The sequence below is a fragment of the Aeromonas sp. FDAARGOS 1406 genome (assembly GCF_019048565.1).
GTDB classification, from domain to species: domain Bacteria; phylum Pseudomonadota; class Gammaproteobacteria; order Enterobacterales; family Aeromonadaceae; genus Aeromonas; species Aeromonas caviae.
This window is the reverse complement of the sequence record NZ_CP077378.1, coordinates 4,092,229-4,115,179: the sequence shown is the minus strand read 5'-3', so window position 1 is coordinate 4,115,179 and position 22,951 is coordinate 4,092,229. Positions and strand designations below refer to the sequence as shown.

Below are 22,951 nucleotides of genomic sequence, written 5' to 3'. Positions count from 1 at the left end.
CGAATAAGTCATATGGCACGAGAGCATTTACTGGTAACCCATTGATATTAAATGACTAAAATTTTCATTTTTTGTTCTTGGGATACTTGTTCGCACTTTCCTTAGCAGAACTTGCATTAAAGACCATTTAATTAGAATTTAGGATACCCACCTTTCTGAGCTAGCCATTATTAAACCGGCTATATCTATCATCACACGCGGCACCTCCAAGAACCCGATAAAAATCGTTCACACAAGCAATGTTTACCTGGAAGCCGCTTGTTCTGACGTTGTCAAAAAGGCGATTTCCCAATTTAGAAGATATCGAGCCACCGTTCTGGATGCTCGGAAACAAAAAACCATCCCGCACGGGATGGTTTTTTATTGGATGGCTTGAAAGGCAGGGACCTTCTTACCACCGCCCTTGGGGTGGCTGCTGGTTGCGCGACTCCACCATGGCAATGAGGATGGCCATCAGGCTCGATATCAGCATCAGCCCCATGGCGATGGGAAACGTCACCAGGATGTAAGAGAAACGCCCGATCTCTGCCGCTGGAGAGTCCGATAGCATGATCATTGGCAGGGGGAATACCAATAACAGGGCCAGGTAAAACATGATCCTGGCGATCATCAGGGGGGTCTTGAGGGACTGGGTCACTATTTTTCGGTACGGCCACATGATGGTTTGCTCCCTGCACTGTGGTGTTGTTGTTGTCGATAAGCCGCGCCGTCGAGGCATCTGCGGCTCTGCTCGTCCATGAAGGGTGTCAAGCAGTCCCCTGATTAGCAGCCACGGCAGACCGGGTCAACGGGCCACGGGGGGCCGGAAATGACCCACAGACAGGTTTGTGCTGCCAGGGGCGAACATAACAACGAGAGTGCAAACCAGATTCGTAAAAATGTCGCAGCAATCACTGTCAGCGCACTTACTGCCAGCAGGTTGTGAGGCACAACCAAAACGGGGAGTTGCGCCTTGGGCTGCGCTGTGATGCCCCCTCCCAGGCAGAGCGGTGCCCTGCGTGCGGCTCGGGTTCCCCGGCCTGGATGGCTTGGCTCTTGCTACTCAATCTGGCTACTCAATCTGACTAACCGGTCTGGCTGCACGGCCTTGATGGTGAGCCTTGATTACGCACGCTATACACGCACTCTGGCTGCACCGAGCCAGTGTGACTGCGCTAGTCGGTTGCAGGCCGCTCGCCGGGCTGCTGCGCCCCCAGCAGCGTGGTGCCGTAGGAGTTGTCCACCGTGCAGCGCCACTGCCCGCCTGGCTCTTTGCGAAACACATAGGTAGCGCGGCGGGTCTCGTCGATCCACCCCTCCCCGACCGGGTAGCGCAGCCGGGTCTCCATGATCACCAGGGCGTTGTCGGCCCCCTCGATCACCTCCATGGCGCCCTGGGTCACCTCAAGCTGACCGTCAAAGTAATCGGAGATGGCACTGAAGGCGCGGCGGATGGCGGGAATGCCGCGCACCACCATGCCGGGTTTGACCACCAGGGCGGCGTCCTCGGCGTAGAAGGCCATCAGGGCGTCGAAGTCGCGCCGGGAGATGGCGGCGTCACAGGTCTCGATCAGGGTGCGAAGGGGATGCGGGCTCATGCCGTGCTCCTTGTTTCAGGGGTATAGGGCGGGTTCCCCCACCCTATACCGGACATCAATACCGGACATAAAAAAATCCCCCGCTCTCGTGAAAAAGCGGGGGATCGTCAGCGTCTCATGACGGCTTAACCGAGCAGGAAGGCCTTGAGGCGGCCAAAGTCAGCGGGCAGATCGTGAGACAGGAGCGGCAGCGCGGCGTGCTTGGCGAGCGGGCCCGGCAGCGGCACATCCAGATTCAGGATCTCGTCCACCGACTCTTTGAACTTGGCCGGATGGGCGGTGCAGAGGAACACACCGACCTCGTCTTGCCCAAGCTGCTCGTTCAGCAGATCCCAGGCAATCGCCCCGTGGGGCTCGCACAGGTAATCCAGCTGATGCAGGCGTTTGAGCGCGTCGCGAGTCTGGGAATCGTCACGCATCCCTGAGCCCAAGGTTTCCAGCGCCCAGCCCTTGCGACGGCACAGCTCTTCCACGCGCGGCCAGTTGTTGGGGCGGCTCACGTCCATGGCGTTCGACAGGGTCGCGACCGTCTGGTGCGGCTCCCACTGGCCGGTTTTCAGGTAGCGCGGCACGGTGTCGTTGGCGTTGGTGGCGGCGATAAAGCGCTTCACCGGCAGCCCCAGCGCCTTGGCGATGAGACCCGCGGTGAGGTTGCCGAAGTTGCCGGACGGCACGCTGATGACCGCCTTGGCGCGATCGGCTTTCGGCAACTGGGCCACGGCTTCGAAGTAGTAGCAAACCTGGGCCAGCAGGCGGCTGATGTTGATGGAGTTGGCGGAGTTGAGGCCGATGGCGGTCTTGAGCCCTTCATCGTCGAAGGCATCTTTGACCAGCGCCTGGCAGGCATCGAAGTCACCGTCGATGGCGAGGGTGCGGATGTTGCCCCCTAAGGTGCAGAAGAGCGCCTCCTGCAAAGGGCTTATCTTGCCCTTGGGGTAGAGGATCACCACTTCAATCCCCTCCAGGCCGTAGAAGGCGTGGGCCACGGCGGCGCCGGTGTCGCCGGAGGTGGCGGTGAGGATGGTGATCTTGTCGTTGGTCCTGAAGGCGGCCAAACACTGGGCCATAAAGCGTCCGCCGAAATCCTTGAACGCCAGGGTCGGGCCGTGGAACAGCTCGAGGGCATAGGTGCCATCTTTGAGCTTCACCAGAGGCGCCGGGAAGGTGAAAGCGGCGTCGATAAGCTCGCTCACCTTGGCAGCCGGTACTTCGTCACCCAGCAGGTGGCTCAGGATGCGGGCCGAGCGCTCGGCCAGCGGCAGATCCAGCAGGGCATCCACGTCGGCCAGCGGCTCCAGGGTCTCTGGGAAGAACAGCCCCTGCTCGCGGCCCAGACCTTGACGCACCGCCTGCGCGAAGCTCACCTGTTCACTCTTGTCCTTGATGTTGTAAAGATTCATAGCTCGCTTCCTGTTACCCGTGCCCCGGCCATGTCCAGTTTACAGACCCGGGCAAATCCATCTTCATTGCGCACGAAGTGCGCTTCCATCCACTCTTTCATGCGTTCGGCCTGGGCCAGATCCTTCATCACCACGAACACGGTGGGACCGGACCCCGAGATGCCGGTGGCCAGCGCCCCGTTCTGGGCCCCCTGGGCCCGCACCTCGTTGAATCCTTCAATCAGGGCCGCGCGATAAGGTTCGGCGATCACGTCTTTCAGGACGCTGGCGGCCAGCCCTTCCTGGCGGCTGTAGCTGGCATGCACGAAGGCGGCCAGCCGGCGGCCATAGGTGAGGCAGTCCTGGCGGCGATACTGGGCCGGCAGGATGGCGCGGGCGGCGGCGGTGGAGACCACGGTGCCCGGGTAGCAGACCACCCAGTACCACTCGTCAAACACCGGGATGCCCTGGCTGATGACGCCCCCCTCCTCCAGCACCAGCTGCATGCCGCCCAGATAACAGGGCGCCACGTTGTCGTAATGGACGGAGCCGGAGATCTTCCCTTCCATCTCCCCCATCAACAGCAGCAGGTCGTGTTCATTCAGGGGCGCGCCGTGGAAGGCGTTGAGCCCTTCCAGTGCCGCCACGACGCTGCAGGCACTCGATCCCAGGCCCGAGCCCACCGGCAGGTTCTTCTCCAGCACCATTTCCAGCGGCTTGAGACCCAGGCCGCGCTTCTCCAGCGCCTCGCCATAGGCGACCCAGCAGTCGTGGAGGATGTTCTTTTTCGGGTCGTCCGGCAACTTGTGGGCGTAACGGCCCACAGAGGAGAGAGCGAAAGGCACCTCTGCCGATTTGACCTGGACGCGGTCACCCAGCAGGGAGCCATCCACGGGGGCGAGCGCCGCCCCCAGGACGTCAAAGCCCACGCTCAGGTTGGCGCTGGAGGCCGGGGCATAGGCCACCACGCTGCCGCCGATTTCTACATTCGGGTTCATCTCTGAACTCATGTTACAGCTCCTGCTTCCAGTTCTGGGTGCGCAGCACGTCGGCGAAGACACCGGCGGCGGTCACTTCGGTCCCTGCGCCATAGCCGCGCAGTACCAGGGGGATGGGCTGGTAATAGGTGGAGAAGAAGGCGAGCGCGTTCTCCCCGTCTTTTACCTTGAACAGGGGCTCGTCGCCACCCACCGCCTTGATGGCCACCTTGCACTTGCCACCCTCGATGGAGCCGACGTAACGCAGCACCTTGCCTTCACGCTGGGCCGCCGCGAACTGGTCGCGGAACCAGCCGTCGGCCTCGGGCAGGCGGGCCATGAAGGCTTCCACGTCGCCGCTCACGTCAAAGCCCGGCGGCAGTGCCTGCTCCACCTCCACATCGGAGAGCTCCAGCGCCATGCCGGCCTCGCGGGCCAGGATCAGGAGCTTGCGAGCCACGTCCATGCCGTTCAGGTCATCGCGGGGATCCGGCTCGGTGAAGCCGTTGCCGCGGGCGATCTGGGTAGCCTCAGAGAAGGCCATCCCCTCATCCAGCTTGCCGAAGATGAAGGAGAGCGACCCGGACAGGATGCCGTCGAAGGCGCGCAGCTTGTCACCGGCCTTGATGAGGTTTTGCAGGTTCTCGATGACCGGCAGGCCCGCGCCCACGTTGGTCTCGTACAGGAACTTGCGACGGGTCTGGCGGGCGGTGCGACGCAGCGCCTTGTAGTAATCGAGCGACCCGGTGTTGGCCTTCTTGTTCGGGGTGACCACGTGGAAACCGGCCCCGAGGAAATCGGCGTACTGGACGGCCACGGCTTCGCTCGAGGTGCAATCGACAATCACCGGGTTGATGAGGTGGCTCTCTTCCACCAGCTTCTTCACCGCCTCCAGGCTGAAACTGCCTTGTGCTTCCACCAGCTGTTCACGCCAGTTGGCGAGGGCCAGACCGTCCTTGTTGACCGCCATCTGGCGGCTGTTGGCGATGCCCACTACTCGCAGGCCGGTGCCCTGCTCGGCCAGTACCGGCTGCTGGCGGGCAATCTGATCCACCAGGGCTGCACCGACGCCGCCCACCCCGACCACGAAGAGATCGATGAACTGCTGGCTGCCAAAGAAGTTCTGGTGGCACGCCTTGATGGCTTCCGCCACCTTGCCGGAGCGCACGACTGCGGAGATGGAGCGCTCGCTCGACCCTTGCGCGATGGCGACGATGTTGATGGAGGCCTGGGCCAGGGAGGTGAAGAAGCGCGCCGCCATCCCCTTGGAGGTGCGCATGCCATCGCCGATGAGGGAGATGATGGCCAGATCGGTCATGATCTCGAGCGGGTCCAGCAACTGGTTCTTGAACTCCAGCTCGAACTCGCGCTCCAGCACCTTGCGGGTCTTGTCGCTGTCGTAGCTGTGGATACAGAAGCTGACGCTGTACTCGGAGGACGACTGGGTGATCAGCACGATGCTGACCCCGGCGCGGGAGACGGCGGAGAAGATGCGACCGGCCATGCCCACCATGCCCTTCATGCCGGGACCGGAGACGTTGAACATGCACATGCCGGAGAGATCCGAGATGGCCTTCACCTTCAGATCGTCATCCCCCTGATCGACCCCGATGAGGGTACCCGGACCCTGAGGGTTGAAGCTGTTCTTGATGAGGCAGGGGATGTGGAACTGGGCCACGGGGGCGATGGTCTTCGGGTGCAGCACCTTGGCACCGAAGTAGGAGAGCTCCATCGCCTCTTTATAGGAGAGGGTTTTGAGCAGGTAGGCGTCCGGGACCAGGCGCGGGTCGCAGTTGTAGCAGCCCTCCACGTCGGTCCAGATCTCGCAGCACTCGGCATCGACGCAGGCGGCCAAGACGGCGGCGGAATAGTCGGAGCCGTTGCGGCCCAGCAGCACGGTCTCGCCCTTGTCGCTGCCACCGGTGAAGCCCGGCATCAGGTAGAGACAGTCAGAGCGCAGGCCCTTGGCGGCGAAGCGCACCCGGGAGGCTTCGATGTCCACATGGGCTTCGAGGTAGCCGCCATCGGTGACCAGCAACTGCTCGGGCACGATGAGATCCAGCTCGAGGCCGCGCACCCGCAAGAGCTCGTGCATGAAGGCGATGGAGAGGTTCTCGCCACGGCTCAGGATGCGGGCCTGGACGTTGTCCGGGCACAGCCCCAGCAAACGGATACCCTGCATCAGCCGCTCGACCTGATCCAGCTCGGCGGTGAGACGGGCCTGCAGCGCCTTGTCATCCAGCGCGGGATAGGCGGCCTTCAAGCCGGCCAGCAGGCGGGAGAAGATGCCGTTGATCTCGAACAGGGTACTGCTTGCATCCATGCCGCGACTGGTCTGTTCCACCAGGGCGACCAGGTGATTGGTCACCTTGGCCGGTGCCGACAGCACCAGGGCCACCTGGGATTGGCCATGGGTATTCACCGCGATATCGGCAACCCGCAAGAAACGCTCTGCGTCGGCCAGTGACGACCCGCCAAATTTCAACACTCTCATCGCTATCTCCCTGTATTCCCTGCAAATTGATCTGCTAATAGGTCTAAAAACAATCCAACAAAAAAGGCCCGTACTGGGTGGGTACGGGCCTTTTTCTGATTTCTGTGCTTGTTCGTCAGCGCATCAACCGGCCCCAGTGCCACCTGTGGTGGTACCGGTAATAATGGTGGTGGTGATGATGTTGGTGAATAGCTGCATGACGAACACTCTTGAACGAATCTGGTTGTTAGCAATACCGCGCCCGGCGAGGGGCTGTCAACCTAAACCTCCTTGCCAAACTTGCGGGCAAGGTCTTTGCAGAGCAGATGGAGCATATTGAGATCCCGCTGCGGCAGCATGGGCACTCGGTCCATCACCCATTGATGCAGTTTTTCATCCTGCGAAACTCCGAGTTCACCAAGCAATTCTGCTGTTTTTGATTTCAGCACGCGAACCTGCCCGGCACTCTCGAAATTTTCTGCTACGTCCTGCTCGTCGCTCACTTTCTGGTCATCGAGCAGCGGACTCAGCTCATAGGCATACAGCATGATCGCCTGACCCAGGTTCAGGGACGGGTATGAGACCTTGAGAGGCAGGTAGCTGATGAGATCCACCTGGGCGAGCTGTTCGTTGGAGAGTCCGGACTCCTCGCAGCCAAACACGATGGCCACCTTCTCGAGGGAGGGCTTGGCCCGGACCTGGTCGCGAATGTCCGCCGGGGTGAGGTAGTGCTGGTAGCGGCCGCGCTGCCGGGCGGTGGTGGCGACCACCAAATCCATGTCCGCCAGGGCCTCTTCCAGGGTGTCGAAGGCTTGCGCATCCGTCAGGATCTCCTGCGCCCCGTGGGCAACCCAGCTCGCCTCCTCCTCTTCGTGCACCCGGCTCCCCACCAGTCGCATGGCATCGAAGCCCATGGTCTTCATGGCGCGGGCAGCAGCCCCCACGTTGGCGGCACGGGCGGGCGACACCAGCACAAAATAGAGTTTCATCGGGTTCTCTCCAGGATGGGGCCGACGCCGCGAACTGCGGCGAACCGTCGGCAAAACAGGGGCGCAATCTACCGTTTATCCCGAAATATTGCCACTTGAACAGATGTTTGGATGTTGCCATAGTGGCCTTGGACGCGAGTCCGCCGCCTCAGGGCACTGACGCCATGGGCCCGACAGATCACAAGGAAGAGAGAGATGCAGCAGCCATTGGAGCAGGCGGTCGCCGAGACGATCCTGCAACGTTTTGAGTCGTTTTACAGCCGCTTTCTCGAGATAACCCAGGGCAGCAAGAGCCGTTTCGAGAACAGCGACTGGCTGGGGGTGCAGCTCGCCGGTCGAGAGCGCATCCGCCTCTATGATCACCATGTCGGCGCCACCACGGCGCAGATCAAACAGATGATGGGGGAGCAGCTGCCGACCCAGGCCCTGCTCAAGCAGGTGAAAGGCGCCTTCAGCGATCTCCTGCCCCGCTGCGAGAACTTCGAGGTGGCGGAGTCCTTCTTCAATTCCGTCTATCGCCGCATCTTCCGCCATCGCAACATCCGCGACGAGAACCTTTATATCCACCCCTTCGTGAGCCGGGGCGACAAGCCTGATCTGGGATCCTTGCTGCGTATCTATCGCACCGATCTCTCCCACCTGCCCCAGACCCTGAGCCAGCTGCTCGGGGATTACAGCTTCACCCTCCCTTTCGAAGACAAGCAGCGTGACATCATGGACATCCACCGCCATCTGGCAGAGAGCGGCCCGGCCATCCTGCACGAGGAGCCCTTCGCCATCGAGCTGCTCAGGGAGGTGTTCTATCGCAACAAGGGAGCCTATCTGGTGGGGCTCATCCGGGTGAAGGGAGAAGTCTACCCCTTCATCCTGCCCCTGCTCAGCACCGGTCAGAGCATCTATGTGGACACCGTCATCTTCGAGCCGGAGCTGGCTTCCATCGTGTTCGGCTTCGCCCGCGCCTACTTCATGGTCTATGCCCCAGTGCCGGCGCTCTTTGTGGCCTTCCTTCGCCAGATCATGCCCCGCAAGCCGGACTATGAAATCTACAACGCCATCGGCTGCCAGAAACACGGCAAGACCGAGCTCTATCGTCACTACCAGCAGCACCTGGCCCAGAGCCGGGAGCAGTTCGTCATTGCGCCCGGCATCAAGGGGATGGTGATGAGCGTGTTCACCCTCCCCTCCTACGATGTGGTGTTCAAGGTGATAAAAGACGAGTTCACCCCGCCCAAGGAGGTGAGCCACGAGCAGGTGAAGGAGAAATACCGGCTGGTAAAACAGCATGATAGAGTGGGCCGCATGGCAGATACCCAGGAGTTCACCAACTTCGAGTTTCCCCTCGATCGCATCTCGCCGGAGCTGTTGGCCGAGCTCAAGGCGGTGGCGCCTTCTGCGCTTACCCTCACCGCCGACAAGCTGGTGATCAAACACCTCTACACCGAGCGCAAGATGATCCCCCTGAACCTCTATCTGGATCAGGCGGACGAACAGCAGACCCGCCTCGCCCTGGAGGAGTACGGCAACGCCATCCGCCAGCTCGCGGCGGCCAACATCTTCCCCGGCGACATGCTGTTCAAGAACTTCGGGGTGACTCGCCACGGCAGGGTGGTCTTCTACGACTACGACGAGATCTGCTATATGACGGAGTGCAACTTCCGCCAGATCCCGCCGCCGCGCTACCCGGAGGACGAGTGGAGCGCCGAACCCTGGTATTCGGTGGCACCCAACGACATCTTCCCGGAGGAGTTCGCCACCTTCCTGCTGCAAAAACCCCAGGTGCGGGAGATCATGATGCAGTTGCACAAGGAGCTCTTCGACGCCAACTACTGGAAGATGCTGCAGAGCAACATCAAGGAGGGGATGTTCGAGGATGTCTATCCCTACCGGCGCAAGAAGCGGTTTCGCTTCCAGCGAGGGGGATGACCCGGCATCAAGCACAAAAAGGGACGCCATGGCGTCCCTTTTCACATTCTCCTGCACGCTGGCGCAGGGGTCACCTGCGACAGCCTTTGACGAGATCCCGGCTTATTTCACGGCGTCAAAGGTCAGCAAGGTGGCCTTGTCGGCATCCTTGAGTACCAGCTGTTTGCCGCTGATCTGGAAGCTCGCCACCTTCTCCAGGGTCTGCAGGTAGTTCATCTCCTTGCCGGCCAGATCCCCCGCACACATCATGCGCGTCGAACCCATGGCGCCCAGCGTCAGCACGCCGTCACCCTGCTCTGTGATGCCGCCAAAGTAGCGGTTGCAGCCGCCCTTGCCCGCCACCTTGTCACCGGCGACCTGCAGGGTGAAGGTATCACCGCTCGCTCCTTGCAGTTGCCAGGTCGATGCCTGCAATTGTGCCAGCGTGGAACCCGTAGTCATGGCGCAGCCTCCCAGGGCCAGAGCGGCCAGCAGGATCAGTTTGTTGTTCATCAGTTCACCTCGTGATGGAGCGTGTCGTAACGACACGGAGTGAGGGGCCTGTGTACCATGACTGCGGCGTCAATCAAAACTCTTTCATTGTGATCGGGGTTCCCTTTACTCCCCGCTGGCATGTGCCATGCTTGTAGTCCTGTTCGGACCCAGGGAGGGGAAACGAATGGTCAAGTCTCTCGTCATCGCCATGGCATCCAGCCTCGTCTTTTCGGCTCAGGCCGCCGACTGGAGTTTTCTCCAGACCGAATCGGACAACCCGCTCTACGTCAAAAGCTATTCCGGCGTACTGCTCGGCAACCAGAGCCATCTTGGCGACAACTTCGACCTCTGGCTCATCAATACCGGCTACCAATACCCGCTTCAGGATGACATCAGCCTCTACATGGAGGCCGGCCCCGCCATCGGTCCCCAAAGCGGGCAGGCCGGGTTCAATATCAGCTCTGGGGTGCGCTATCGCCTCTCCCCGTCACTCAACATCGGCAGCCAGCTCAAGCAACTGGAGGTGAGCAAGGCCAGCACCCTGGTTGAGCTCAACAGCAGCCTGCTGCTGACGCCCCAGCTCGCGCTGACCGCCAACTACGGACTCAGTGCCTTCAGCACGGAACACTTTCTCACTCTGGGCGTGGGCTTCAACTTCTGAGGTTCAGAGGAGCCTGGCGCCGCTCACCAGCACACCGTTGAGGTCGGCGTAGACATAGTCGCCGGGCGCTATGGTCACACCGGCAAAAGAGACCACGGTGTCCAGCGTCCCCAGACCCCGTTTCTCTGTCTTGACCGGGCAGGGGGCCAGGGCCTTGACCCCCAGCGCCAGGGTCGCCAGCGTCCCCACATCCCGCACGGCCCCGTTGATGAGGATCCCCTCCCACCCCTGCTCCACCGCCTTGATGGCCAGCTGATCCCCGAGCAGCGCCCGACGCAGGGAGCCGCCCCCGTCGATCACCATTACCTTGCCATGGCCGGGACGATTGACCAGATCACGCACCAGGCTGTTGTCTTCAAAGCAGGAGAGGGTCACGGCCTCGCCGTAAAACAGCGCCTTGCCGCCATAGTCCTGAAACAGGGGGTCAGCGATCCTAAGGGCGTCGCCATGTTCATCGCAAAGGTCGGGCAGCAGGTCCAGCATGATCATCATCCTTCCATGGAGTGAAATGTGTCCGCTCATTCTTTCATCATGTCGGGGCGCTGACAATCCACCGGCCGGGTGCCCTGTGCGGATGGCGGGGGGCCATGTCAGCCCGAAGGCCTGAGCCGCCAGCGGGACGCAAGCGCCCCCAGATGACAGGGCGGCCCTTCCAGCAACACGGGCACCAGCCAGAGCTCTCCTTCACGCACCCAATAGAGGGCATTCTGGCCAAATCGGGCGGCCAGCCGGATCGCCTCTGGCAGCGAAAGCGGCAACAACAGCGACGCCTCCTGCCAGCGCTCATCCTCATCGCTCCCCCAGACCTCTCCCATGACGGGACACTCGCCCACTTGCCGGACAAGGGCTCGCTGGCGACGGGCATTGCGGCGCAGCCCCACCCACCGGCTGGCCGGGTTCCAGGCCGTGACAATGGCATAGGCTGGGCAGCTGGGAGGCGCAAAGGGGGCGATGAAGCACACTTTTCTGTAGTTTTCCCACAAAGTCATGTCAACCACATGTTACATCCCATTACATTTATTAAGGGCGAAAAAGCGGGTCAGCCCAAGTATGATGCAGCGAACTCGGGGATTGACTTATATCAAAGCTGAGTTAAAAAGTTGCTATCTGACGGCAAAGAGTGTTGTTATGCGCCTGTTAACTGATAAAATGCAGCAACTTTTGTAATGGACTACCTCTCCGGGCTTCTCTTGTTCAGACTTGTTGAGAGCCCATGTACGGCACAGGGATGCTTGCCGACATAGTTACCAAATTCGCGATGATTCGACCTGATATTCATACCCAGGATGACGTAATAAATTTTCAGGACCGGTCGGATAACGCCAAAGAGTGTTAAAATTTCGATAATTAACTGATAAGAATCTGGGAATACTCATGCAAACACCACATATTCTGATCGTCGAAGACGAGCTGGTCACCCGCAACACCCTCAAGAGCATCTTCGAAGCCGAAGGCTACATCGTGCTGGAAGCCAACAACGGTGACGAGATGCACCAGGCCCTGACCAGCCACACCATCAACCTGGTGATCATGGACATCAACCTGCCGGGCAAGAACGGCCTGCTGCTGGCGCGCGAGCTGCGTGAAGATGACAACATCGCCCTGATGTTCCTGACCGGTCGCGACAACGAAGTGGACAAGATCCTGGGGCTGGAGATCGGCGCAGATGACTACATCACCAAGCCGTTCAATCCCCGTGAACTGACCATCCGTGCCCGCAACCTGCTGAGCCGCACCATGAACGTGGCCGCCGGTGGCGAAGAGAAGAAGCTGGTAGAGCGTTATCTGTTCAATGGCTGGGCTCTGGACATCAACAGCCGCGCCCTGGTCAGCCCGGCAGGGGACATGTTCAAGCTGCCCCGCTCCGAGTTCCGTGCCATGCTGCATTTCTGCGAGAACCCGGGCCAGATCCAGACCCGTGCCGAGCTGCTCAAGAAGATGACGGGCCGCGAACTCAAGCCCCACGACCGCACCGTGGACGTGACCATCCGCCGTATTCGCAAGCACTTCGAGAGCGTGGGCGACACCCCTGAGATCATCGCCACCATCCATGGCGAAGGCTATCGCTTCTGCGGCGAGCTGGAGCAGGAGTAATTCTCCCACTCCCGAGTTGAAAAGGCGCCCTGTGGCGCCTTTTCCATGTCTGCAAGGCTCGCCCCAGGCAACTTGCCCCCTCAAAAAATGCATAACAAAAAGCCCACTCGCAGGAGTGGGCTTTTTGTGTGAAGACTGGAGCGGGCAGCGGGAATCGAACCCGCATCATCAGCTTGGAAGGCTGAGGTAATAGCCATTATACGATGCCCGCTAGGCATCAAAACGTGCTCGGTGTGATGGGGAATCCCCACGACAGACAGCCATCTGGCTGATATGGACAACGGCGCGTGCCGCTATCTGGAATGTGGAGCGGGTGATGGGAATCGAACCCACGTATGCAGCTTGGGAAGCTACCGTTCTACCATTGAACTACACCCGCGTCAGTGGCCTCTACTATATGCATTTTGCCGCCGAGCGCAATCACCGACCTCGCATTTTTTGCCATAAATCAAGCTGTTCGGCCAACTAATGAGCATGAAGCCGATTTTTCACACAATGATGTTCATCCGCCCGGTTCTGCAAGGTTGCCAAGCCGTGGGGGCGACGATAGTCTTGCGCCACTCGTTTGAGGAGGGTGGTAATGGACAAGAACAGACAGAAACATCTCTATGGCTGGTTGCGCAAACAATCGGGCCATGGTCGGCGCTGGATCGGCATCTCCATCGCCTTCGGGCTGGGTCAGGGCGTCCTGATGGTGATGCAGGCTTGGTTGCTGGCGACCCTGCTGCACGGTTTCATCATCGAAGGCACCACGCCGGAGCACTCCGCCCCCCTCTTCATCAGTCTGTTGCTGGTGACCCTGACCAAGGCGGCCCTGGCCTATGGCCGCGAGGTGGCGAGTTTCAAGGCGGGCAGTGCGGTGCGCCAGGCCATCCGCGAGCTGGTGCTCACCCGCCTCGCCAGGCTCGGCCCTGCCTATATCCAGCGTCGCCCCGCCGGTAGCTGGGCCAGCCTGCTGCTCGAGCAGATCGAAGAGATGCAGGACTTCTTCTCCCGTTATCTGCCCCAGATGGCCATCGCCGTCTTTATTCCCCTGGTGATCCTGGTCTCCGTGTTCCCGGTCAACTGGGCAGCGGGCCTCATTCTGCTCGGCACGGCCCCCCTCATTCCTCTCTTCATGATCCTGGTGGGAGTGGGCGCCGCCGATGCCAACCGCCGCAACTTCCAGTCGCTGGCGCGCCTCTCAGGCCACTTCCTCGATCGCCTCAAGGGGCTGCGCACCCTGCAGCTTTTCATGCGTACCCGGGCGGAAGGGGAGGCCATCCGCGATGCATCGGAAGATTTTCGCGAGCGCACCATGGAGGTGCTGCGCCTCGCCTTCCTGAGCACGGCCGTGCTGGAGTTCTTCGCCGCCATCGCGGTGGCCCTGGTGGCCGTCTACTTCGGTTTCTCCTACATCGATCACCTCAACTTTGGCAGCTATGGCGTCAAGGTCACCCTCTTTACCGGCCTGTTCGTGCTCTTCCTCGCCCCCGAGTTCTACGCGCCGCTGCGGGAACTCGGTGCCCACTATCACGCCAAGGCACAGGCCATTGGCGCCGCCGAACAACTGCTGGAATTTCTCGAGGCCGACGTGAGCGAACCCGCCTCCGGGACGCTCCCCTTCCATGCGGATGGCCCCGTCAAGGTAGAAGCCCGCAGCCTGGAAGTGCTGAGCGCCGAGGGCAAGGTGCTGGTCGGTCCCCTCGATTTCACGTTGGAAGCCGGCACGCGCACCGCCCTGGTCGGCATCAGCGGCGCGGGCAAGAGCTCCCTGGTCAATGCCCTGCTCGGTTTTGCCCCCTATCGCGGTTCCCTGTGCGTCAACGGAGTGGAGCTTCGTACCCTGGACATCAGCCAGTGGCGCCAGCAGCTAGGCTGGCTCTCCCAGAATCCCCAACTCTTCCACAGCTCCCTGCGGGACAACCTGCTGCTGGCCAGACCATCCGCCAGCGACGCCGAGCTGGAAGCCGCGCTCAAGCGCGCCCAGGCCTGGGAGTTCGTCAATGAGAAAGGGCTGGACTATCGGGTCGGGGATCAGGCGGGCGGCCTCTCCGTCGGCCAGGCCCAGCGCATCGCCCTTGCCCGCACCCTGCTCAAGACGACCCAGATGATGGTGCTGGATGAACCCACTGCCAGCCTGGATCGCCATTCTGAGCGGGCCGTCATGAGCGCCCTCGAACAGGTCGCACAAGGTCAGACCCTGCTGATGATCACCCACCGCCTCGATCAGCTCAGCCAGATGGACAACATCCTGGTGCTGGCGCACGGCAAGCTGGTGGAGCAGGGACGTTTTGCCGCACTCGGCGAGGCCCAGGGCCCCTTCGCCCGCCTCCTGTCGCAATCCCAAGGTTTCGGAGACTCTCTCGATGACTGATCTATTGCCGTTCCTGCGCCTTTATCGCCAGCACTGGCTCAGCCTCTCCATCGGCATGCTGCTGGCCCTGGTCACCCTGGTGGCCGGCATGGGCCTGCTCTCCCTCTCCGGCTGGTTCCTCTCCGCCGCCGCCGTCGCCGGGCTGGCGGTCGCCACCCGAGACACCTTCAACTACATGACCCCTGCGGGGGGCGTGCGTTTCTTCTCCATCGTGCGCACCGCCAGTCGCTGGGGCGAACGGGTCGTGAGCCACGACGCCACCTTCCGGGTGCTGACCCGGCTGCGGGTCTGGTTCTGGCAAAAGCTCTCCCCTCTCTCCCCCGGCTCCCTTGCCGGTTTTCGCCAGGCTGACCTGCTCAACCGTCTGGTGGCCGACATCGATGCCATGGATCACGTCTATCTGCGCCTCATCACCCCCATTGGGGCGGCGCTGCTGAGCTGCGCCGGGCTGGTCTTCTTCCTCTCCTTCTTCGATGGTCGCCTGGCGCTGACGCTGGGAGCCATTCTGCTCTTTGGCATGCTGGCCTTGCCCCTGGTCTTCTATTTTGCCGGGCGCGCGCCGGGCCGCCAGCTCATCGCCGAGAAGTCCAACCTGCGTACCCGCATAGTGGACTATCTGGACGGCCAAGCCGAACTGCAGATGTTCGCCGCCGCTCCCGAGGCGCTCACCGGATTGCAGCAGGCGGAGCAGGCCCTGATCCGGGCCCAGGCCCGCATGGCCCGCGTCAGCGGCCTGGCCGCCTTCTCGGTGCAGTTGCTGAGCGGCTGGACTCTGACCCTGATGCTCTGGCTGGCCGGTCACGGCGTCGGTGGCAGTGCCCCTGACCCCATCACGGCACTCATGGTGTTCGCTACCCTGGCGAGCTTCGAGGCGCTGCTGCCGCTGGCCGGTGCCTTCCAGCACCTCTCCACCAGCCTCACCTCCGCCCGCCGTCTCAACGAGATCCTGCAAGAGGCCAAGGCGCCGGAGTGGGGAGCACAGCAAGCCCCCGCTGCCCGGGGTGCCGTGCAGATAAGCGATCTGCATTTCACCTATCCAGGCCAGGATGCTCCCGTGCTGCAAGGGTGCACCCTGCAACTGCATGCCGGGGAGAAGCTGGCGCTGCTGGGGCAGACCGGCTGTGGCAAGTCCACCCTGATGGGGTTGCTGACCCGGGAGTGGACGGCCCTATCGGGGGAGATCCTGCTCGATGGCAAGCCCCTCACCGATTACAGCGAAGAGGCGCTGCGCGCCTCCTGCTCCGTGGTGAGCCAGCGGGTCCACCTGTTTGCCGATACCCTGCGTGGCAACCTCACCCTGGCCGCCCCCGGAGCCAGCGACGAACGGCTCATCGAGGTGCTCACCCAGGTGGGGCTCGGAACTCTGCTCCACGATGAGGGTGAGCAGGCCGAACAGGGACTGGATGCCTGGCTCGGGGATGGCGGGCGTCCGCTCTCCGGCGGGGAGCGCCGCCGCATCGGCATCGCCCGCGCCCTGCTCCACGATGCACCGCTCTGGCTGCTGGACGAGCCCACCGAAGGGCTCGATACCCAGACCGAACGGGAGATCATGGATCTGCTGCTGACCCTGGGGGCGGATCGCACCCAGCTTCTCATCTCCCACCGCCTGCTGGGGCTGGAACGGATGGACAGGGTAGCCCTGATGGAAGAGGGTCGCATCCGTCTGTGTGCCCCCCACCAGGAGCTACTGGAAGATGATCACTACCGCAGCCTGCACCGGCGACTGGCTCCCGCCTGATCCGGGAGTCGTCTCGCTACAATCCATTGATATGGCTAAAAATGGGGCTGGTCGCCATCGGCGACTGCCCCCTATAATGGCCCACTCGCCACCCAACAAGATGCCGATATGAAACGCCTGATCCTGATGATGCCCCTGATTGCCTCCGGTTGCGCCGACTTCGCCTTCAACAGCAATCTGGACAAGGAAAACTTCGACGAGTACTTCAAGCCGGGGAGCGTGCGGATCTACGAGCAGAGCGAGCTCGCCGACCTCAACTACCTCTACCTCGGCACCGTCGAGGGGGAATCCTGCCAGAGCGATGCCAACCAGGCGGTGCCCAATGCCGGTGAAGCCCGCACCCTGGCCCGCCGCCGCGTGGCGGACATGGGGGGCAACGGCGTCAGCTTCGACAAGTGCGCCGAGTTCAGCGACGTGCCCGGCTGCCTGAAGCAGGTGATCTGCTACGGTCAGGCGCTGAAAGTGGCCGAAGAGAAGTAAGTCCTGCCATGGCGATCGCCATCGTGCGACTCGGCAGCCCCCGCCTCGAGGATGAGGGGCTTCGCATCGGCACCGTGCGTCGCCCCCCTCGCGGCGTGCCCAAAGCGGCGTTCGCCAGCCAGGATTGGTACGACGTCTGGTTCCCCAATCTGGCCCCCAGCGCCGAGACCATGAAACTCGGTCAGACTGCCGACACCCCGGCCCGGTGGACCGCCTTCTGCAAGCAGTACAAGGCCGAGATGGCCGCCCCGGCCGCGAAGCACGATCTGGCCCTGCTGGCCGCCCTCTCCCACACCACCCATTTCTCGGTGGGATGCTACTGCGAACAGGAGTCCCGCTGCCATCGCAGTGTGCTGAGGACCCTGCTGGCCGACGCGGGTGCATTGCTGCGCTGAGCGCCCGTCATGGATGAACACCCCACATGAGAAGAGGGCACCCCGGGGTGCCCTCTTCTTTATGATGTCGGCTAGTACGCATTCGATGACAAGGAAACCTCCACTCGTCGTCGCAAGGCCTGTTCCTCATCATGGGTCATGCCCGGCAGCGGCCCCCGGGGGTTGCTGGCAAGCCATACCACCAAATCGTCAACCGTCTCCTCCAGGGGGCGAAAGTTCAGCCCATGGACGATGGCGGCCTCGGCGCTGATGGTGCCATACCCAGCATACTCGGGCAGCTCGTTTGGCAGCAGCGTGGGATAGCTTTGCCAGGGCGCCACCCCTGCCGCCATCAGGTCACGCCAGGGAGCCCACTCGAGCTGCAAGGGGGTCGCTGGCGTCAGCCGGGCAGCAAGACGCTCCACCCAGTCGTTCAGTGCGATGCCGGGCTTGATCAGGTTGAAGCACCCAGCGAGTCGCTGCTCGGCAGCCCGCAGCACGAACTCGGCGCAGTCGCGCACATCCAGGTATTGCAGCCTGTCCTCCCCCAGCCCCGGCAAGAGCCAGGGCCCGCCCCGCTGCACCCGCCTCACCCACCAGGCAAGACGAGCGGTCGGGTCAAAGGGGCCGCAGAGCACGCCGGGGCGCAGGGTGCAGAGGCGATCTCCCCAGCGGGCGCGATACACCGACTCGCACAGCACCTTGAGGGGGCCGTAGTCGGTGGGCGCTCCTGCCATCTCGTGCAAGGGGGCCGACTCATCCATGCCGGGTTGGGAAAAATCGCGATAGACACTGATGGTGGAGATGAAGATGAGCCGATCACAGCGCCCCAGCAGAGCGTCAGAGAGTCCTTCGGCCTGTTCGGGGCGATAGCAGCAGGTGTCGATGACCAGATCCCAGTGCCGCCCCTCGCCCCGCAAGGGGGCCAGGTCCCCGTCTCTGTCCCCGTGAAGCTGGGTCAGCTCCCGCCAATCCGGGTGCTGGCGGTGGCCGCGATTGAACAGCGTCACCTCGTGCCCCCAATCCAGGGCCAGCGTAGTCAGGTGGCGACCCAGAAAGCCGGTGCCGCCGATAATCAACAATTTCATCCCTGTCTCTCCTCTATGGCGCCCTCTCCTTGCAGCCCCTCCACGGGCAGCCGAAACGGCCATGGCCTGGCATGGTGAGCACACGTCCCAGGCACGCCCTGATGCCGCCAGGCATATCGTCATGGTGCGGGCAGCAGGCTCCTTGCCCGCTCCCCCGCCACCCCTTTTGCCGCCCCACCCTACGCAAGTTGGCACCAGGACACAGCCCCCGGGCACCGGGTCTGGGATCGGGATCACAGGGGCTGCGTCCTGGTGCTCCCCCTGCGTTTTCGGCGTGCCTGTGCTACATTGCCCGGGTTTTCAGCCAGGATCCGCCATGAAGTTCGATATCGATACCCTAGGGATCATCCGCTCTCCCTACAAGGAGAAGTTCGCCATACCCCGCCAGCCCGGTCTGGTCAGCGCGGCTCGCGCCCGCCTCGAACTGCTTCCTCCCTATGATCAGCCCGATGCGCTGCGCGGCATCGAGCAATTCTCCCATCTCTGGATCAGCTTCGTGTTTCACCAGACCATGGATCAGGGCTGGCACCCGACGGTGCGCCCGCCGCGCCTCGGCGGCAACGAGCGGGTCGGGGTCTTTGCCACCCGCTCCACCTTCCGCCCCAACCCCCTTGGCCTCTCCGTGGTCGAACTGCACGGGGTGGGACGTGAGCGCGGCAAGCTCTGGCTCGAGCTGGGCGCCGTGGACTTGCTCGACGGCACCCCCGTCGTCGACATCAAGCCCTATGTCCCCTATGCCGACAGCCTGCCCCACGCCCGTGGCGGTTTCGCCCCCGATGCCCCCACCCCGCCGCTGGCGGTGAGCTTCAGCGCCCAGGCCGAGCAGCAGCTCGCCCCCTGGCTCAAGGCCCACCCGGAGCTGCGCGAACTGGTGAGGGAGGTGCTGGCCCAGGATCCCCGCCCTGCTTACAAGAAGGGCAAGCCGGATGACAAGGTGTACGGTGTCAGATTGTTCGATGTGAACGTGCGATTTCAGATAAAAGAACCGCAATGTCAGGTACTGGCCATCGAACCCGCTTGAAAAAAGCCTCTCTGGTAGCATGAAAAAAGCCACCCTCCCGGGTGGCTTTTTTATGGGCAAAACAGGGTGCTCAGCGCCGCTGCAGCAGCAGGCTGCCGATGGAGTAACCGGCCCCAAAGGAGCAGAGCACCCCGCGAGCCCCGCTTGGCAGATCCTGGTTGAAGAGGTGGAAGGCGATGATGGAACCCGCCGAGCTGGTGTTGCCGTAGCGGTCGAGGATGACAGGCGCCTCCTGCTGGCTGGCGTCATGGCCCAGCAACTTGCGACCGATGAACTGGTTCATAGTGAGGTTGGCCTGATGAAGCCAGAGCCGGCTCAAGCCATCGGCCGCCCATCCCTGCTCCGCCAGCTGGGAGGCTATCTGATCGCACACCAGGGGCAGCACCTCCTTGAACACCTTGCGCCCCTGCTGGCGGAACAGCTTGTCGTCGCCGTAGCGGGTGCGCGGGCTGAGCCGGTTCAGGAAGCCGAAGTTGTTGCGGATGTTGTTGGAGTACTGGGTCACCAGCTTGCTGGCCACCAGTTGCCAGGGGTTGGCCACCTGGCAATCGGCCTCCCGCTCCAGCAGCACGGCGGTACAGGCATCCCCGAAGATGAAGTGACTGTCCCGATCGCGGAAGTTGAGGTGACCCGAGCAGATCTCCGGATTGACCACCAGCGCCAGCCGGGCGGTGCCTGCCGCCAGCATGTCTGCGGCGGTCTTGATCCCGAAGGTGGCGGAAGAGCAGGCCACGTTCATGTCGAACGCCAGGCCGCTGGCGCCGAGATAGTGCTGCAATTCGATGGCCAGCGCCGGGTAGGGGCGCGGCATGTTGGAGGCGGCGACGATGACAAGATCGATCTCCCCCGGTTCACGACCGGCGGCGATCAGCGCCTGCTCGGCGGCCGCCACCGCCATCTCCACCATGATGGAAGGCTGATCGTCCGGGCGCTCCGCCATGAGCGGCTGCATGATGTCGGGATCCAGCACCCCCTCGCTGCTCACCAGATAGCGGCTCTTGATGCCGGAGGCCTTCTCGATGAACTCGCAGCTCGAGTGCTGTTTGGCAGGCAGCTGCCCTGCATCGATGGCGGAGGCGTTCTCCTCGTTGTAGAGATCCACGTACTGGTTGAAGGCCGCCACCAGCGCTTCATTGCTGACGGCAAAGGGAGGGGTATAGAGGCCTGAGCCACTGATTACGATAGAGGTCATCTTTGCTCCTGGCCGGGTGCAATCCCGGCTTGTCTGTTTTTTAGGGTTCAGAGGGTCACAGCTGGTCGATGGCCGCAGCCAGACCCGCCAGGGTCAGCGGGTGCATCCGCCCGCCGATCAATTCGTTCATCAACTTGATGGAGGGGTGCCACAGCCACTCCTGCCTTGGCAGCGGATTGACCCACACCATCTTGGGGAAATGTTGTTGCAGGCGCCCGAGCCACACCTGGCCGGGCTCCTCGTTCCAGTACTCTACGCTGCCGCCTGGCCAGGTGATTTCATAGGGGCCCATCTTCGCATCCCCCACCACCATCACCCTGTAGTCGCTGCCGTAGGTGCGCAGCAGCCGCAAGGTATCGAACCGATCATCATGGCGCCTGGCATTGTCCTGCCAGACGAAGTCGTAGAGGCAGTTGTGAAAATAAAAGAACACCAGGTGCTTGAACTCGTGGCGCAGGGCCGAGAAGAGGCGCTGCACCTCGGCCACGTGGGCATCCATGGAGCCCCCCACGTCGAAGAAGACCAGCAGTTTGACCCCGTTGTGGCGCTCGGGCCGCAGTTTCACATCGAGCCAGCCTTGCCTGGCCGAGCTTTGGATGGTGTTGTCGAGATCCAGCTCGTCGGGATTGCCCCGGCGCACCCAGCGCCTGAGCTTGCGCAGGGCGAGCTGGATGGCGCGCTGCCCCAGGGGCGAGTCGTCACTGAAGTTGCGAAAGTGGCGCGCCTCCCACACCTTGGTCGCCCGCCCGTGCTGGCCCTCTCCCCCCATGCGGATCCCTTCCGGGTGATAGCCGCCGTGACCGAACGGGCTGCTGCCCCCGGTGCCGACCCACTTGTTGCCGCCGGCGTGGCGCGCTTTCTGCTCGCTTAGCCGCTGGTTGAGGGTCGCAAGCAGCTGGTCAAGCCCGCCAAGGGATTGGAGCAACGCCTTCTCCTCCGGGCTTAACAGTCGCTCGAACTCCTGGCGCAGCCAGTCGTCAGGCAGGCTCTCCGGCAACAGGGGGATGGCGGCCAATCCTTCGTAATACTCGGCGAAGGCGCGATCGAAGCGATCGTAGTGCGCCTCATCCTTCACCAGCAGGCAGCGGGATAGCTGGTAAAACTCGTCCATGTCGAGGCTGGCCAGTCTGGCTGCCAGCGCCCCGTGCAGGTCGAGCAACTCCCGCAGGCTGCAAGGAAGCTTGTGGCGGCGCAGGTGAAGGAAGAAGTCGATGAGCATTCAGCCGCCGCGGCGCGCCAGGAAGGCGAGCTTCTCGAAGAGGTGCAAGTCCTGCTCCGTCTTGAGCAGGGCACCGTAGAGTGCGGGCACCAGCTTGCCGGGCTCACGGGTGCGCAGGGCCTCGGGGGCGATGTCGTCGGCTAAAAGCAGCCGGATCCAGTCCAGCAGCTCGGAGGTGGACGGCTTCTTGCGCAGCCCCTCTACCGCACGCAGCTCAAAGAAAAGCGTCATTGCCTCGTCCAGCAGCCGCTCCTTGAGGTCGGGGTAATGGAGCTTGACGATGGCCTGCATCTCGGCCTTGTCGGGAAAGCGGATGTAGTGGAAGAAACAGCGGCGCAGGAAGGCGTCCGGCAGCTCTTTTTCGTTGTTGGAGGTGATGATGACCACGGGGCGCTGGCGCGCCTTCACGCGCTCGCCGGTCTCGTAGACATCGAACTCCATCCGATCCAGCTCCAGCAGCAGATCGTTGGGAAACTCGATGTCCGCCTTGTCGATTTCATCGATGAGCAGCACTGGCCGCCGCTCTGCGCTGAAGGCCTGCCACAGCTTGCCCCGGCGGATGTAGTGGCCAATCTCCCCTACCCTGGGGTCACCGAGCTGGGAGTCTCGCAGCCGGGCGACGGCATCGTATTCGTAGAGCCCCTGCTGGGCCTTGGTGGTGGACTTGATGTGCCAGCTGATGAGCTCGGCGCCCAGGGATTCGGCTACCGCCTCCGCCAGCACCGTCTTGCCCGTACCGGGTTCACCCTTGATGAGCAGCGGCTTCTCCAGCACGATGGCGGCATCGACGGCCATCTTCAGTGCCTGTGATGCGAGATAGCGGTCGCTTCCTGCAAATCCCATGAGATCCCTTCCATTGGATGCCCAGGCAGCGGGAGCCCCCTCGGCAAGAGAGAATAAGTTCTATATGTTGTAATAACATATTGTTATAACGAT

The 22,951-nt window shown here is 62.4% G+C and carries 21 protein-coding genes, 2 tRNA genes and 1 other annotated feature; of the genes, 8 read left to right on the top strand and 15 right to left on the bottom strand.

Annotated elements, in window-relative coordinates:
- Window positions 1-391 precede the first annotated feature (391 nt).
- The 6 genes from I6L36_RS19445 to I6L36_RS19420 all read right to left on the bottom strand — a co-directional run bounded on the left by I6L36_RS19445 (window position 392) and on the right by I6L36_RS19420 (window position 7,395).
- A complete protein-coding gene (locus I6L36_RS19445; RefSeq protein ID WP_010673592.1) occupies window positions 392-658 on the bottom strand; it encodes a hypothetical protein in 267 nt (88 codons plus the stop codon).
- 496 nt (window positions 659-1,154) lie between these two features.
- Entirely contained in the window at window positions 1,155-1,577 is a 423-nt protein-coding gene (locus tag I6L36_RS19440) for a nuclear transport factor 2 family protein (protein ID WP_216986793.1), read from the bottom strand.
- Window positions 1,578-1,702: 125 nt separating this feature from the next.
- A complete protein-coding gene (gene thrC / locus I6L36_RS19435) occupies window positions 1,703-2,977 on the bottom strand; it encodes a threonine synthase (RefSeq protein ID WP_216986792.1) in 1,275 nt (424 codons plus the stop codon).
- Window positions 2,974-3,966: a homoserine kinase gene (thrB, locus tag I6L36_RS19430; RefSeq protein WP_029314022.1), complete on the bottom strand. Its 993-nt coding sequence runs from the start codon at window positions 3,964-3,966 to the stop codon at window positions 2,974-2,976. The genes thrC and thrB overlap by 4 nt, the downstream gene beginning before the upstream one ends.
- A 1-nt stretch (window position 3,967) precedes the next feature.
- A complete protein-coding gene (gene thrA / locus I6L36_RS19425) occupies window positions 3,968-6,427 on the bottom strand; it encodes a bifunctional aspartate kinase/homoserine dehydrogenase I (RefSeq protein ID WP_104454504.1) in 2,460 nt (819 codons plus the stop codon).
- Window positions 6,428-6,484: 57 nt separating this feature from the next.
- Window positions 6,485-6,615, bottom strand: a sequence feature (Thr leader region).
- A 72-nt stretch (window positions 6,616-6,687) separates the two neighbouring features.
- Window positions 6,688-7,395, bottom strand: coding sequence for a tRNA/rRNA methyltransferase (locus tag I6L36_RS19420; protein ID WP_010673587.1), 708 nt, complete (start codon window positions 7,393-7,395; stop codon window positions 6,688-6,690).
- A gap of 195 nt (window positions 7,396-7,590) precedes the next feature.
- On the opposite strand from I6L36_RS19420, the gene aceK reads away from it, so the two are divergent.
- Window positions 7,591-9,318, top strand: coding sequence for a bifunctional isocitrate dehydrogenase kinase/phosphatase (gene aceK, locus I6L36_RS19415; protein ID WP_104454506.1), 1,728 nt, complete (start codon window positions 7,591-7,593; stop codon window positions 9,316-9,318).
- A gap of 102 nt (window positions 9,319-9,420) precedes the next feature.
- On the opposite strand, the gene I6L36_RS19410 is transcribed toward aceK, so the two are convergent.
- Window positions 9,421-9,810 carry an META domain-containing protein gene (locus tag I6L36_RS19410; protein WP_039039356.1) on the bottom strand — a complete coding sequence of 130 codons (390 nt, stop codon included), beginning with the start codon at window positions 9,808-9,810 and terminating at the stop codon, window positions 9,421-9,423.
- 166 nt (window positions 9,811-9,976) lie between these two features.
- Here I6L36_RS19410 and I6L36_RS19405 point away from each other — a divergent pair, with 166 nt between their 5' ends.
- Window positions 9,977-10,453, top strand: a complete 477-nt coding sequence (locus I6L36_RS19405; RefSeq protein WP_134997490.1) for a hypothetical protein — start codon at window positions 9,977-9,979, stop codon at window positions 10,451-10,453.
- Window positions 10,454-10,456: 3 nt separating this feature from the next.
- Here I6L36_RS19405 and I6L36_RS19400 read toward each other — a convergent pair whose 3' ends face one another.
- Window positions 10,457-10,936, bottom strand: a complete 480-nt coding sequence (locus I6L36_RS19400; protein ID WP_048208766.1) for a putative 4-hydroxy-4-methyl-2-oxoglutarate aldolase — start codon at window positions 10,934-10,936, stop codon at window positions 10,457-10,459.
- 107 nt (window positions 10,937-11,043) lie between these two features.
- On the bottom strand, window positions 11,044-11,442 hold the full coding sequence (locus I6L36_RS19395) for a DUF3293 domain-containing protein (RefSeq protein ID WP_082180751.1): 399 nt from the start codon (window positions 11,440-11,442) through the stop codon (window positions 11,044-11,046).
- Window positions 11,443-11,827: 385 nt separating this feature from the next.
- Here I6L36_RS19395 and arcA point away from each other — a divergent pair, with 385 nt between their 5' ends.
- Entirely contained in the window at window positions 11,828-12,547 is a 720-nt protein-coding gene (gene arcA, locus I6L36_RS19390) for a two-component system response regulator ArcA (protein ID WP_010673581.1), read from the top strand.
- A gap of 136 nt (window positions 12,548-12,683) precedes the next feature.
- Here the strand turns inward: arcA and I6L36_RS19385 are convergent.
- A tRNA-Gly gene (locus tag I6L36_RS19385) sits at window positions 12,684-12,758 on the bottom strand.
- Between the two features lie 94 nt (window positions 12,759-12,852).
- Window positions 12,853-12,926: transfer RNA gene (locus I6L36_RS19380), tRNA-Gly, on the bottom strand.
- 201 nt (window positions 12,927-13,127) lie between these two features.
- Here I6L36_RS19380 and cydD point away from each other — a divergent pair.
- The 4 genes from cydD to I6L36_RS19360 all read left to right on the top strand — a co-directional run bounded on the left by cydD (window position 13,128) and on the right by I6L36_RS19360 (window position 17,516).
- Window positions 13,128-14,903: a cysteine/glutathione ABC transporter permease/ATP-binding protein CydD gene (gene cydD, locus I6L36_RS19375; RefSeq protein ID WP_109112524.1), complete on the top strand. Its 1,776-nt coding sequence runs from the start codon at window positions 13,128-13,130 to the stop codon at window positions 14,901-14,903.
- Complete coding sequence (gene cydC / locus I6L36_RS19370; protein WP_119197426.1) at window positions 14,896-16,641, top strand: cysteine/glutathione ABC transporter ATP-binding protein/permease CydC; 1,746 nt, start codon at window positions 14,896-14,898, stop codon at window positions 16,639-16,641. Before cydD ends, cydC begins: the two co-directional genes overlap by 8 nt.
- A 108-nt stretch (window positions 16,642-16,749) precedes the next feature.
- Window positions 16,750-17,121: an Rcs stress response system protein RcsF gene (rcsF, locus tag I6L36_RS19365; protein ID WP_010673578.1), complete on the top strand. Its 372-nt coding sequence runs from the start codon at window positions 16,750-16,752 to the stop codon at window positions 17,119-17,121.
- Between the two features lie 8 nt (window positions 17,122-17,129).
- A complete protein-coding gene (locus I6L36_RS19360) occupies window positions 17,130-17,516 on the top strand; it encodes a DUF488 domain-containing protein (protein WP_039039351.1) in 387 nt (128 codons plus the stop codon).
- A 71-nt stretch (window positions 17,517-17,587) separates the two neighbouring features.
- Here I6L36_RS19360 and I6L36_RS19355 read toward each other — a convergent pair whose 3' ends face one another.
- Window positions 17,588-18,583, bottom strand: a complete 996-nt coding sequence (locus tag I6L36_RS19355) for an NAD-dependent epimerase/dehydratase family protein (protein ID WP_104451713.1) — start codon at window positions 18,581-18,583, stop codon at window positions 17,588-17,590.
- Between the two features lie 316 nt (window positions 18,584-18,899).
- Between I6L36_RS19355 and tsaA the strand changes: the two genes are divergently transcribed.
- Window positions 18,900-19,604 (top strand): tRNA (N6-threonylcarbamoyladenosine(37)-N6)-methyltransferase TrmO, encoded by a 705-nt coding sequence (gene tsaA / locus I6L36_RS19350; protein ID WP_111736035.1) that lies wholly within the window; start codon window positions 18,900-18,902, stop codon window positions 19,602-19,604.
- A 70-nt stretch (window positions 19,605-19,674) separates the two neighbouring features.
- Here the strand turns inward: tsaA and I6L36_RS19345 are convergent, their stop codons facing one another.
- From I6L36_RS19345 to I6L36_RS19335, 3 genes are read right to left on the bottom strand one after another with little or no spacing between them, the layout of a single operon-like run.
- Complete coding sequence (locus I6L36_RS19345; protein ID WP_039039348.1) at window positions 19,675-20,796, bottom strand: beta-ketoacyl-ACP synthase III; 1,122 nt, start codon at window positions 20,794-20,796, stop codon at window positions 19,675-19,677.
- Window positions 20,797-20,851: 55 nt separating this feature from the next.
- Window positions 20,852-22,015, bottom strand: coding sequence for a VWA domain-containing protein (locus I6L36_RS19340; protein WP_109112896.1), 1,164 nt, complete (start codon window positions 22,013-22,015; stop codon window positions 20,852-20,854).
- Entirely contained in the window at window positions 22,016-22,858 is an 843-nt protein-coding gene (locus I6L36_RS19335; RefSeq protein ID WP_109112897.1) for a MoxR family ATPase, read from the bottom strand.
- Between the last annotated feature and the right edge of the window lie 93 nt (window positions 22,859-22,951).

Coding starts and splice junctions, on each gene's coding strand:
- I6L36_RS19445 (WP_010673592.1), bottom strand. CDS start 658: ATGTGGCCGTACCGAAAAATAGTGACCCAGTCCCTCAAGACCCCCCTG.
- I6L36_RS19440 (WP_216986793.1), bottom strand. CDS start 1,577: ATGAGCCCGCATCCCCTTCGCACCCTGATCGAGACCTGTGACGCCGCC.
- thrC (WP_216986792.1), bottom strand. CDS start 2,977: ATGAATCTTTACAACATCAAGGACAAGAGTGAACAGGTGAGCTTCGCG.
- thrB (WP_029314022.1), bottom strand. CDS start 3,966: ATGAGTTCAGAGATGAACCCGAATGTAGAAATCGGCGGCAGCGTGGTG.
- thrA (WP_104454504.1), bottom strand. CDS start 6,427: ATGAGAGTGTTGAAATTTGGCGGGTCGTCACTGGCCGACGCAGAGCGT.
- I6L36_RS19420 (WP_010673587.1), bottom strand. CDS start 7,395: ATGAAACTCTATTTTGTGCTGGTGTCGCCCGCCCGTGCCGCCAACGTG.
- aceK (WP_104454506.1), top strand. CDS start 7,591: ATGCAGCAGCCATTGGAGCAGGCGGTCGCCGAGACGATCCTGCAACGT.
- I6L36_RS19410 (WP_039039356.1), bottom strand. CDS start 9,810: ATGAACAACAAACTGATCCTGCTGGCCGCTCTGGCCCTGGGAGGCTGC.
- I6L36_RS19405 (WP_134997490.1), top strand. CDS start 9,977: ATGGTCAAGTCTCTCGTCATCGCCATGGCATCCAGCCTCGTCTTTTCG.
- I6L36_RS19400 (WP_048208766.1), bottom strand. CDS start 10,936: ATGCTGGACCTGCTGCCCGACCTTTGCGATGAACATGGCGACGCCCTT.
- I6L36_RS19395 (WP_082180751.1), bottom strand. CDS start 11,442: ATGACTTTGTGGGAAAACTACAGAAAAGTGTGCTTCATCGCCCCCTTT.
- arcA (WP_010673581.1), top strand. CDS start 11,828: ATGCAAACACCACATATTCTGATCGTCGAAGACGAGCTGGTCACCCGC.
- cydD (WP_109112524.1), top strand. CDS start 13,128: ATGGACAAGAACAGACAGAAACATCTCTATGGCTGGTTGCGCAAACAA.
- cydC (WP_119197426.1), top strand. CDS start 14,896: ATGACTGATCTATTGCCGTTCCTGCGCCTTTATCGCCAGCACTGGCTC.
- rcsF (WP_010673578.1), top strand. CDS start 16,750: ATGAAACGCCTGATCCTGATGATGCCCCTGATTGCCTCCGGTTGCGCC.
- I6L36_RS19360 (WP_039039351.1), top strand. CDS start 17,130: ATGGCGATCGCCATCGTGCGACTCGGCAGCCCCCGCCTCGAGGATGAG.
- I6L36_RS19355 (WP_104451713.1), bottom strand. CDS start 18,583: ATGAAATTGTTGATTATCGGCGGCACCGGCTTTCTGGGTCGCCACCTG.
- tsaA (WP_111736035.1), top strand. CDS start 18,900: ATGAAGTTCGATATCGATACCCTAGGGATCATCCGCTCTCCCTACAAG.
- I6L36_RS19345 (WP_039039348.1), bottom strand. CDS start 20,796: ATGACCTCTATCGTAATCAGTGGCTCAGGCCTCTATACCCCTCCCTTT.
- I6L36_RS19340 (WP_109112896.1), bottom strand. CDS start 22,015: ATGCTCATCGACTTCTTCCTTCACCTGCGCCGCCACAAGCTTCCTTGC.
- I6L36_RS19335 (WP_109112897.1), bottom strand. CDS start 22,858: ATGGGATTTGCAGGAAGCGACCGCTATCTCGCATCACAGGCACTGAAG.